The organism is Kribbella sp., from assembly GCF_035687465.1.
In the GTDB taxonomy this organism is placed as follows: Bacteria; Actinomycetota; Actinomycetes; order Propionibacteriales; family Kribbellaceae; genus Kribbella.
Genome location: NZ_DASRXP010000432.1, coordinates 1 through 11,674, shown reverse-complemented (window position 1 = coordinate 11,674; position 11,674 = coordinate 1). Strand labels below are relative to the sequence as shown.

The window sequence follows — 11,674 nt, the reverse complement described above, 5'->3', positions numbered from 1 at the left end:
GCCCGCGCCGCCACGACCTCCTTGGTCAACCCTGCCCGGACCTCCTCGAGGTCGTACCGGGCCAGCAACGGCGACCCACAAGAACACAGCCCGATCACCTGATCCGGCGAATGAGTGAGGCCGCACTTAGGACAGTCAAGGTGAGTCAAAGCTGAGAAGCGCACGAACCCGAGGCTACCCAGCCCGGAGACCGGCGACCGCTCGGCGTTGGTGGTCGGTGAGGGCGGGGCGCTGGTGGTCGGTCAGACGGAAGCCGGTCCCCCGGACGGCGTCGATGGTGATCGTCGTCCCGAGTTCGTCCAGCTTCCGGCGGAGCCGCTTCACCACCGAATGCACATCCGCGGTACTGCGCAGATGCCGGTTCCGCCAGACCGCGAGATGCAGCGCCTCGTACGTCCACACCCGCAGCGGCGGCGTCATCAACCGCGTCAGCAGGTCGTGCTCGAGATCGGTCAGCGGCACCTCCCGCTCCCGCCACTGCGCCATCGACCTAGCCGAGTCGATCGTGAGGACGTCGGCAGCGACCCGGGGGTCCGTACGCCGGTCCGGCACCCTCCGGGCAACGGGCTCCGACGCGGGATCGGGTGGCTCCGGCTGCTCCGTAGGTGCTGTCGTCGGCAGGGCGATCAGTTTGCGCAACTCCTCCAGGCTGGAGACCAGCAGGAGCGGCGCGACGTCGTCAACGAGCTCGGCCAGGCGGACTCGTTCTTCCAACGAGGCGGCGACCGCGATCAGCAACGGGAAGGGCTGCTGGGCGGATCTCAGATCGAGGGTGCCGTCGTCAGGGGCGGGGACACGGGCGGTGACCATCCGATCACAATGTCAACCTCTGCCTTTAATCGTCAATGAACTGACAAATACTGGCGAAAGTTGCCCAGATCGGCCCGACTGCTAGTGACATCTTGCTCACCAGGTGTGCTTGTTCAGACCTTTCTCTGACACATAGGGTCCACGTCAGGCTCTCGACGTAACACGTCGCGACCTGGGGGGCACGGAGCGTTCGCCGAACCGGTTCACCTGACCTGACGCGAAGTCCTGCACCTCTGCACCACTGACTCGGGGGAGTCAACTCGGGGTCGTACAAGTGAGGGGCAGAGATGTCATATCAACGAAGAAGGGGCCTCACCAGATCGCTGGTGGGAACCCTGGCGGCGTTAGCCGTCGTCACGACCGGGCTGGCCGCCACAGGCCAGGCGGCGCAGGCGGCACCCGAACCCGGTGGAACGCCCGCGCCGGCCGCCAAGATCAAGCCGGAGGTTCTCGCCAAGCTGCAGGGCAAGGAAGCCAAGGAGGCGACGGACTACTGGGTCCGCTTCACCGCCAAGGCCGACCTCTCCGCGGCCAGCGCGATCACCGACTGGAACCAGCGCGGTACCGCGGTCGCCGCGGCGCTGCGCAAGACCGCGGCCGAGAGCCAGACCAAGGTCCGGGCCGAGCTCGACGCGCAGCACGTGAAGTACACGGCCTTCTGGGGCACCAACGCGATCCGCGTCGCCAGCGGCTCGCTGGCGATGGCCCAGCAACTGGCCGGCCACACCGAGGTCGAGGGCATCTACAACCCGACGACCATCGAGGTACCGAAGATCACCCCCGGCACGACCGAGAAGCAGATCAACTCGCTCGAGTGGGGCATCGCGAACATCAACGCCGACGACGTCTGGAGCCAGTACGGCGACAAGGGCGCGGGCATCGTGATCGCGAACATCGACACCGGGGTCCAGTTCGACCACCCGGCGCTGGTGAACCAGTACCGCGGCAACCTGGGCAACGGCACGTTCGACCACAACTACAACTGGTTCGACGCGGCCGGCACCTCGCCCTCGGCACCCGCCGACGGCAACGGCCACGGCACCCACACGATGGGCACCATGGCCGGCGACGACGGCGCGGGCAACCAGATCGGCGTCGCACCTGGCGTCAAGTGGATCGCCGCGAACGGCTGCTGCCCGACCGACGAGGCCCTGATCGCCTCCGGCCAGTGGATGCTCGAGCCGACCAACCTCGCCGGGCAGAACCCGGACGCGAGCAAGCGGCCGAACGTGATCAACAACTCGTGGGGCAGCCAGCTGCCCTCGAACGATCCGTTCATGGAGGACATCACCGACGCCTGGACCGACTCCGGCATCTTCGGTGCGTTCGCCAACGGCAACAGCGGTGAGCTGGGCTGTAACAGCAGCGGCTCGCCGGGCAGCCTGGTCAGCAACTACTCGGCCGGCGCCTACGACATCAACAACAACATCGCCACCTTCTCCGGCCGTGGGGTCGGTCAGAACGGCGAGATCAAGCCCAACATCTCGGCTCCGGGCGTCAACGTCCGGTCGAGCATCCCGGGCAACGCCTATGCCAGCTTCAACGGCACGTCGATGGCCACCCCGCACCTCGCGGGCGTCGTCGCGTTGCTGTGGGCCGCGTCGCCGGCGCTGAAGGGTGACGTCACCGCCACCCGTGCGCTGCTCGACAACACGGCGACCGACGCCAACTCCAGCCAGTGCGGTGGCACCGCGGACGACAACAACGTCTTCGGTGAAGGCCGCCTGGACGCGCTCGCCCTGCTGAACGCGGCCCCGATCGGCGACACCGGCACCCTCGCCGGCAAGGTCACCGCCGTCACCGGTGGTGCCGGAGTCTCCGGCGCGACAGTGACGGTCAAGCAGACGGGTACGCCGGACCGGGTGCTCACCACCACCAGCACCGGAACCTTCTCCACGGTTCTTCCTGCCGGTGACTACACCCTCGCGGTGGCCGCGTTCGGCTACGTGGGCCAAACGGGCACCGCGACGATCACCGTCAACACGACCACCACCAAGGACTTCGCCCTCGCGGCGGCTCCGACGGTCAACGTCGGCGGCACCATCACGGACGGCTCCGGCCACGGCTGGCCGCTGTACGCGAAGGTGAGTATCGAGGGACCGGGTGGCGTGTCCGACTTCACCACCCCGACCAACGGCCGGTACAGCTTCAAGGTGCCCTCGAGCTCCACGTACTCGCTGAAGGTCGAGTCGCAGTACCCGGGCTACCAGACGGTCAGCGAGCCGATCACGGTCGGCGCGGGCAACCTGACGAAGAACGTCGCGGTACCGGTGCGGACCGACACCTGCACCACGGCACCGGGGTACAAGTGGGGCTCTGACGGCGTCTACGAGACCTTCGACGCCCAGGCCGCCCCGAACGGCTGGACCGTGGTCGACAACAAGGGCAACGGCCAGACCTGGAAGTTCAGCGACGACAAGAGCCGCGGCAACCTGACCGGCGGTGGCGGCGGTTTCGCGATCGTCGACAGCGACGGCTACGGCTCCGGCGGCGCGCAGGACACCTCGCTGGTCAGCCCCGTGGTCGACCTGACCTCGGTCACCGCTCCGGTGATCAAGTTCAACCAGGACTTCAACTGGCTGGGCGGCGAGAAGGCCGACATCGACCTGTCCCTCGACGGTGGAGCCACCTGGGCCACTGTCCTGTCGCAGGCCGCGGACGTTCGTGGGGTCAAGGAGATCGCGATTCCGCAGGCGGCGGGCAAGTCCGCCGTACAGGTCCGGTTCCACTACTCCCTCGCCTCGTACGAGTGGTGGTGGGAGGTCGACAGCGTGCTGATCGGCAGCACGGTCAACTGCGAGGCGGCCGGCGGCGGACTCGTCACCGGCACCGTGAAGGACGCCAACACCAGCGGCTTCGTGAACGGCGCGGTCGTCACCCGTGACGACAAGCCGGCCGAGACCACCGTCACCGTCGCCACCCCGGAGGACACCGGACTGAGCGACGGCTTCTACTGGCTGTACTCCTCGGAGTCCGGCGCGCATGGCTTCACGGCGAAGGCCGGCAACTACGTCAGCTCGGGCCAGAGCGTCGACGTCGAGGCCGACTGGGCCACCGCCGCCGACTACACCCTCGCGGCCGGCCGCCTGTCGGTCACGCCGGGAGCAGTCTCGGGCAACGTGAAGCTCCCGACCGGCACGGTCACCAAGAACATCACCGTCAAGAACACCGGTGGCGCACCGGTGGACGTGGAGTTCGGCGAGGCTGACGGCGGGTTCGAGATCCTGAACGCCAACGGCACCAAGACCACCAAGACACAGGTGCTGAACGGCACCGGTGCCCCGCTGCAGCGGCTCCAGGTTCCGACCTCGTTCGGCGCGAAGGAGACCAGCAGCAAGGCCCCGACCGGTACGCCGGCCGTGGCCAACCCGCTGGCTGCTCCGTGGGCGGACATCGCCGACTACCCGGCCAATGTGATGGACAACCGCAGCGTCAACCTGGACGGCAAGGTCTACTCGATTGCCGGTGGCAACGGCACTGCGTCGACCGGTACCAGCTACGTGTACGACCCGGCCGCCCTGGGCTGGACCGCGATCGCTCCTCTTCCGGGCGCCCGGAACGCCGTCACCCTCGGCGTCGTGGGTGGCAAGATCATCGCCAGCTCCGGCTGGGGCGCCGCCGGTCCGGATCCGGCTACCTGGTCGTACGACCCGGCGGCCAACGCCTGGTCCGCGGTAGCGGCCAACCCGGCACCGCGGGCGGCGGCCGGTCAGGCCGTGGTCGACGGCAAGCTGTACGCCGTCGGCGGCTGCACCACCGCCAACTGCACCCCGATGTCCAACACCGTGGTCGCTTACGACGCGGCGGCGAACAGCTGGGCGACGGTTGCGAACTACCCGAAGTCGGTCGCGTTCGCATCCTGCGGCGCCATCGACGGCAAGGTGGTCTGCTCCGGCGGTAACGACGGCGTGGCCGCGACGAAGTCTGGCTACGTCTACGACCCGGCGACCGACGCCTGGTCGCCGACCGCGGACGCCCCGACCGACCACTGGGCGTCGTCCTTCGCCGTCGCCGGTGGCAAGCTGCTGGTCGTCGGCGGTGTCCAGGCCGGTGCCATCACCAACGCCGGCTTCGCCTACGACGCGGCCGCCAACACCTGGGCCTCGCTGCCGAACGCCAATCTGCCGCGCTACCGCGGTGCCGCGGCGTGTGGCTTCTACAAGGTCGGCGGTTCGTCCGGCAACTTCAACGCGGCTGCTGACAGTGAAGTACTGCCGGGTCTCGAGGACTGTGGGGAGTCGTCGGCCGACGTCAGCTGGCTGAGCATCGACAAGACCGAGGCCACCCTGGCCCCGGGCGCCAGTGTCGTCGTCAAGGCAACCCTCTCCGCGACCGTCGACCAGCCGGGCAAGTACAACGCCACGGTGACGATCAAGGAGAACACCCCGTACGCCGTCGAAGGGGTCGGCGTGACCATGAACGTCACCCCGCCGAACACCTGGAGCAAGCTGCTGGGCACCGTCACCGGGGTAGCCACCTCGGGCGCGACCGCCCCGCTCCCGGGTGCGATCGTCCAGGTCGACTCCTGGGCCCAGTCGTACACGTTCACCACGGACAGCCAGGGCAAGTACGCCTACTGGCTGGACCGCCGCAACAACCCGCTCACCCTGATCGCCGCCAAGGACGGCTACAAGCCCCAAACCCGGACGACCAAGCTCCTCAACGGTCAACCGGTCACCGAAAACTTCGCCCTGAAGTCCATCAAGTAGCAGTAGTCACCTAGCACCAACCCGGCCCCCGGACAGCACCCGCTGCCCGGGGGCCGGCGCTTTGTACTGCGAGCCACGGTCGCTACGAGTCCGGCGTACCGGGCGACAGGACGTAGTCGGCACCCGGACCACCCGCCCAGCCCCAGCCACCACCGACCGTTAGCGCGGCGGGGACCACGTCCTGTCGCTCGGTACAGATTTGAGGGTCAGTTGGTGAGGAGGCGTTGGGCGAGTGCCCGGCGGATCGTGGCGATCACCCAGTCCGGGTCTGACAGCACCTGCTCATAGGTGAACCTCAGGACCAGCCAGCCGGCCGCCACCAACTCGTCGTACCGGCGGCAGTCGGCGGCGAAGTCGGCCCTCCCGCCGTGGAACAGGTAGCCGTCCGCCTCGAGCGCGAGCCGCGCTGCTCGATGGCCGAGATGCGACACGACTCCGAAAGCGTGCCGGATCCGCCGCAGCTGCGGTCTGGCTTGTCCACAGGCGGACCGAACGACAGGTAGTACTCCCCCGCCCGACCCGCCGCCCAGCCACCGCCACCGCCAAACCAGCAGCTTTCTGGGACTACGTCCTGTCATTCGGTACGCCGACTCGGCGGCGCGCCGGGTGAACTCAGGCGGGGAGGAGGTGGAAGCCGACGCCTCGGACGGCGTGGATGGTGACGGCGGCGCCTAGTTCGGCGAGTTTCTGGCGGAGGCGTTTGACCACTGAGTGGATGTGGGAGCCGTGGCCGAGGAACTCGTTGCCCCAGACGGCGTGGTGCAGGCGTTGGTACGTCCACACCTGGCCGGGTTCCTTCACCAGGCAGTGCAGGAAGTCGTGCTCCAGCCGGGTCAGCGGCATCTCCCGGTCCTTCCAGCGGACCACCCGCCGATCATCGTCCAGCCGCAGCCCTTCCCGTGGCTGCTGCTCAGGCGGCTTGACCTCCGACATGGGCAGCACTGCCTCGATCTGGGCAGCGGGAGTCGTGCTCCGTACTACGGAAGTCGACTCGGCCGCTGTGGTCAGGTCGAGGAAGGCACGGGCCTGTTCCGCGCTGGAGACGAGCAGCAGCGCGTCGGCACCACTCAGCAGCCGGGCGAGCTGTACCCGCTCCGCTGTGGTCGTGGCCACCCCGATGATCAAGGACGAGTCAGGTTGGCTCTCCATCGATCCCCTCCCCTATCCACCGTCTGCCGTTCCAGACGCAGGGCACAAGTACGCTCAACTGCGCCTACGAAGTCAAGGGATTCCCTTCGCCGTCGGCTGGCACAAATGCGACCTGTCTGGGACCGGCCAAAACAAGGGCCGTACATGGGGCGTCCGGGCCTTCCTGCCGGACGGGGCAGGAAGACCCGGACGCGGGGGAATCGGCCGCCGGTCAGCCGATGGTCTTGGGTTCAGCCGACGGTCTTGACCGCTGTGATCAGCTCGCCGCCGGCGGTGTCGCCGGACAACTCCCAGAAGAAGGCGCCGCCGAGGCCCTGGTTGTTCGCGTACGTCATCTTGCTGCGGATCGTGGCCGGCGTGTCATAGCCCCACCACTGACCACCGCAGAACGCGTACGCAGTACCGCCGACTGTGCCGTTGGACGGGCAGCGGGTCGAGATGAGCTTGTAGTCCTCGATCCCCGCTTCGTACTTGCCCGGCGCCGCACCGGTCGCCGTACCACCCGGAGCCGACTGCGTGACGCCGGTCCAGCCGCGGCCGTAGAAGCCGATGCCGAGCAGGATCTTCGCCGACGGGATGCCCTTCGACTTCAGCTTCTGGATCGCCGCGTCGCTGTAGAAGCCGGCGGTGGGGATCCCGGTGTACGACGTCAGCGGTGAGTGCGGGGCCGTCGGGCCCTGGGCTGCGAAGGCGCCGAAGTAGTCGTACGTCATCGGCATGATCCAGTCGAGCTTCTGCGCGGCCGTCGCGTAGTCGGTGGCGTCGATCTTGCCGCCGTTGGTGCCGTCCGCGGTGATCGCCGCCGTGACCAGGTTGGACGAGCCGAACCGGTTGCGCAGGGCGGTGATGACGCTGTTGAAGGCGTTCGGGCCCGACGCGTCGCAGCTTAAGCCGCAGGCGTTCGGGTACTCCCAGTCGATGTCGATGCCGTCGAACACGTCTGCCCAGCGCGGGTCCTCGACCAGGGCGTAACAGGAGTCCGCGAACGCGGCCGGGTTCCTGGCCGCCTCGGTGAAACCGCCGGACCAGGTCCAGCCGCCGAACGACCAGACCACCTTGATGTTCGGGAACTCGCGCTTCAGCTTGCGCAGCTGGTTGAAGTTGCCGCGCAACGCACCGGTGTCCCAGGTGTCGGCCACGCCGTCGACCGAACCGGCTGCGTCGTACGCCTTGTCATAGGCCGCGTACGAGTCGCCCATCGTGCAGCGGCCGCCGGTGGTGTTGCCGAACGCGTAGACGATGTTGGTCAGCTTCGCCGCCGACCCGCTCGTCTTGATGTTCTTCACGTGGTAGTTGCGGTCGTAGACACCCCACTCGGTGAAATAGCCGACGACTCTCTTGCCGGCGGCAACCGCCTGCGGAACAGCAGCCTGCGGGGCAGCGGCGGTTTCGGGTGGAGCGACCGCACCGGCGGCGGGCACGATGCCGGCGCCGAGCAGCGCCAAGGCTGCGATCACGGTGGGGAACGGGCGGATTCTCATGGTTCCTCCTGGGGGGCGGGAGAGGGACTGAGCGCACCATACCCAGCACGGAGGGTTAATAAAAGAAGAACCCAAATAAAAATGGCCGCGCGATCACGTCAGACCTCGGGCCGCCCGGACAGCCCAGTAGCTCCGCGCGAACAGGCCCATCGTCTGATCCACGACCGTTTCCCGCTCCTGCTCCGGCAGCCGGGACAGCGGCCCCTCCAGCATCAGCAGCGACAACCCGTGCACCAGCGACCAGGCCGCGACCTCGGCGCCGACCCGGAACTCGTCGTCGACGAAACCCTGCCGGGCCAGCTCATCCACGGCACGCACCAGCATCACGTGCGGACCTTCCGGAGTCTGGAAGTCGAGCGGCGGCCTGGCCGGATCCACCACGAAGGCGGTCCGGAACAACCCCGGGTGGGACAGGGCGAAATCCACATAGCCGCGTCCGATCGCATCGATCCGCGCCATCGCGTCCTTGGCCGGATCGGGCTCCGCCGGCAGCGCGGCCAGCCGCGCGCGCATCGCATCGCCCATCTGCTCCAGCGAGTACGACCTCGCCGCGAGGAGCAACTCCTCGTGCCCGGAGAAATGCCGATACGCCGCTGTCGGGGTGACGCTGACAGCGCGAGCGGCAGCGCGGATCGTCACGGCCTGCGGCCCGCCCCGTTCGGCGAGTTCGGCAGCCGCGGCGATCAGGGCGTTCCGCAGATCTCCGTGGTGGTACGCATTCCGGCCGGTCACGAATTAGATGTTGACGGGCGTACACATCGATGGCAAGTTAACACCCACCAAGTTTACAGTAGTCAACATTGCGCTCGGGAGCATCGCCATGCTGCATCGCCTCGCAAACTTCACCGTCCGTCGCGCCCGACTGATCCTGCTCACCACCGTGCTGCTGCTCGCGGGCGCCGCGGTGGTCGGGGTCGGCGCCTTCAGCAAGCTCGCCGGGGGCGGCTTCGACGACCCAGGCTCGGAATCCAGCCAGGCCGCGACCCGGCTGGCCGACACCTTCGGCGGCCAGGCTGACCTCGTCTTCGTGGTCGACGCCGGCCGCGACGTCAGTACCGACACCGTGACCGCCGCCGGCAGCGAGCTCACTCGCAGGATCGCCGCCGAACCAGATCTCACCGGCGTCGCGTCGTACTGGACGACCAAGGCGCCCGCTATGCGGTCGGAGGACGGGACAATGGCCCTGGTGGTCGCCTCGATCACCGGTGACTTCGACTCCCGTACCGAGGTCGCCGACCGGTTGATCGGCACCTACGGCGGTGAGCACGACGGCTTGAGGGTCGACGTCGGCGGTGAGGTCGGGGTGAACCACGACGTGAACGCCCAGGTGAGCCGCGACCTCGCGGTGGCCGAGGCCATCGCCGTTCCGATCATCCTGGTCCTGCTCGTGCTGGCCTTCGGCAGTTTCGTGGCCGCACTGCTCCCGCTGGCCATCGGCACCATCGCCATCTTCGGCACCTTCGCGGAACTCTCGCTGCTCGGTGACGCCATGGACGTCTCGATCTTCGCGATCAACCTGACCACTGCGCTCGGCCTCGGCCTGTCCATCGACTACGCGCTCCTGATGGTCAGCCGCTTCCGAGAGGAACTCGGCAAGGGCGTCGACCTCGAGACCGCGGTCGTCCGCACGGTCACGACCGCCGGCCGCACCATCGTCTTCAGCGCCCTGACCGTCGCCGTCGCACTCGCCGCGCTGCTCCTCTTCCCCTTGTTCTTCCTCCGTTCCTTCGCGTACGCCGGGATCGGGGTGATCGTGATCTCCATGGTCAGCGCGCTGGTGGTGCTGCCGGCCCTGCTGACCGTCCTCGGTCACCGGGTGAACGCCGGGCGCCTCCCCTGGGCCAAGGACACACCGAAGACCGTCGCACCGTTCTGGGGGCGGCTCGCCGGACTGGCGATGCGGCGCCCAGCGCTGACCGCCCTGCCCGTGGTCGCCGGATTGGTGCTGCTGGCAGCGCCACTGCTGCACGTGGAGTTCGGCACGCCGGACGACCGGGTGCTGCCGACGACAACCACCAGCCGGGTGGTCGGCGATGCGCTGCGCACCGAGTTCAGCAGCGACGACACGAACGCGGTGAACGTGGTCGGTGCGCATTCCGTCGACACCGCCGCCATCGGCCCGTATGCGGGGAACCTGTCGGAACTGCCAGACGTAGTACGGGTTGATTCCGCAGCCGGGACCTTCGTCCGTGGGCAGCGGGTGAGCACGTCGCCCGCTGACGCCCGGATGGCGAAGGACGGCATTCAGCGACTGACCGTGGTGACGGAGGCGGACTCGCGATCGGCAGCGGCGCTCGACCTCGTCGACTCTGCTCGGGTGGTGCAGGCACCGGGCGAGTTCCTGGTCGGCGGGAACACCGCCCGGTTCATGGACAGCCAGCAGGCGATCGGATCGCGGTTGCCGTTGGCGGGCGGGCTGATCGCGTTGACGACCTTCGTCCTGCTGTTCCTGTTCACCGGGAGCGTGCTGCAGCCGTTGCGGGCGCTGCTGCTCAACGTGATCGGGCTGGGTGCGACCCTCGGGGCGATGGTGCTGATCTTCCAGGACGGCCGGCTGTCCGGCTGGCTGGGGTTCACGCCGCTGCCGTTGGACACGAGCATGCTGGTCCTGCTGTTCTGCATCGCCTTCGGGTTGTCGATGGACTACGAGGTGTTCGTGCTGAGCCGGATCAAGGAGCAGCATGACGAAGGTGCGACCCTGACCGATTCGGTGACGACCGGTCTGGCTCGCAGCGGACGGATCGTGTCGATGGCGGCGGTGATCCTGTCCGTCAGCTTCTTCGCGTTCGGCACCAGTTCGGTCAGCTTCATCCAGCTCTTCGGGATCGGCACCGGTCTCGCCGTGCTGATCGACGCCACCCTGATCCGCGGGGTGCTCGTACCGGCAGCGATGCGGCTGCTCGGCGGTCGCGCGTGGTGGTCGCCGACTCCCCTGCGCCACCTGCACAGCCGGATCGGACTGACCGAGTCCAGCCCGACCTGAAACTCTCCGCGAGACAGGCCCTGGATGTATGTGCGAAGTGAGTGCCTGACGGAGTAATGTCCTCGCGCACGGTCACTTTTGGCCCGCAACGGAGGAACAGTGCCCGGATCCTCGGACGATGCCCGGTCCGATCCCGCAACCGCAGCCAGTGCCGGATTCACCCGGCGGCCCGGCTTTGTCTGGCTGCTCGCGGCGCTCATCGTTCCCGTACTGCTGACTGCCGCGTTACTCGTCGCCAAAACCGGGTCCACCGAGGACGATCTTCGCGACCGGTCCCTGGCCGCACTGGAAGCCCGCGGAATCACCGGTGCGGAGGTCGAGTTCGACGGCCGCGACGCGACTGTCGTAGTACCGGCCGGCGCGGACGCGAGTCAGGCCCGGGAGGTGGTCGCGGCCGTGGACGGAGTACGGGCGGCCAAGTCCGGCGGCAGCAATCCGAACCTCGCCGACGTCACACTCCCCAGCGCATCCGGCACGCCGATCCCGTCTGCGGAGCCCACGGCCGAACCAGTGGTAGTGGTAGCGCCGTTCGACTTGACCAA

General features: G+C 68.1%; 7 protein-coding genes and 1 pseudogene. 3 read left to right on the top strand and 5 right to left on the bottom strand.

Features of this window, described 5'->3' with window-relative positions; all coding sequences use genetic code 11:
- Positions 1–174 precede the first annotated feature (174 nt).
- Complete coding sequence (locus VFG33_RS22420) at positions 175–810, bottom strand: winged helix-turn-helix domain-containing protein (RefSeq protein WP_325054883.1); 636 nt, start codon at positions 808–810, stop codon at positions 175–177.
- Between the two features lie 326 nt (positions 811–1,136).
- Here VFG33_RS22420 and VFG33_RS22415 point away from each other — a divergent pair, with 326 nt between their 5' ends.
- Positions 1,137–5,519 (top strand): S8 family serine peptidase, encoded by a 4,383-nt coding sequence (locus tag VFG33_RS22415; protein WP_325054882.1) that lies wholly within the window; start codon positions 1,137–1,139, stop codon positions 5,517–5,519.
- A 206-nt stretch (positions 5,520–5,725) separates the two neighbouring features.
- On the opposite strand, the gene VFG33_RS22410 is transcribed toward VFG33_RS22415, so the two are convergent.
- The 4 genes from VFG33_RS22410 to VFG33_RS22395 form a co-directional block, all read right to left on the bottom strand.
- Positions 5,726–5,950, bottom strand: coding sequence for an endonuclease domain-containing protein (locus VFG33_RS22410; protein ID WP_325054881.1), 225 nt, complete (start codon positions 5,948–5,950; stop codon positions 5,726–5,728).
- Positions 5,951–6,131: 181 nt separating this feature from the next.
- Positions 6,132–6,668: a winged helix-turn-helix domain-containing protein gene (locus VFG33_RS22405; protein ID WP_325054880.1), complete on the bottom strand. Its 537-nt coding sequence runs from the start codon at positions 6,666–6,668 to the stop codon at positions 6,132–6,134.
- Between the two features lie 230 nt (positions 6,669–6,898).
- Positions 6,899–8,149: a glycoside hydrolase family 18 protein gene (locus tag VFG33_RS22400; RefSeq protein ID WP_325054879.1), complete on the bottom strand. Its 1,251-nt coding sequence runs from the start codon at positions 8,147–8,149 to the stop codon at positions 6,899–6,901.
- A 93-nt stretch (positions 8,150–8,242) separates the two neighbouring features.
- Positions 8,243–8,881, bottom strand: coding sequence for a TetR/AcrR family transcriptional regulator (locus VFG33_RS22395; protein ID WP_325054878.1), 639 nt, complete (start codon positions 8,879–8,881; stop codon positions 8,243–8,245).
- Between the two features lie 88 nt (positions 8,882–8,969).
- Between VFG33_RS22395 and VFG33_RS22390 the strand changes: the two genes are divergently transcribed.
- Positions 8,970–11,132 carry an MMPL family transporter gene (locus VFG33_RS22390; RefSeq protein WP_325054877.1) on the top strand — a complete coding sequence of 721 codons (2,163 nt, stop codon included), beginning with the start codon at positions 8,970–8,972 and terminating at the stop codon, positions 11,130–11,132.
- 99 nt (positions 11,133–11,231) lie between these two features.
- A pseudogene (locus VFG33_RS22385) lies at positions 11,232–11,674 on the top strand (OmpA family protein); the annotation flags it as partial.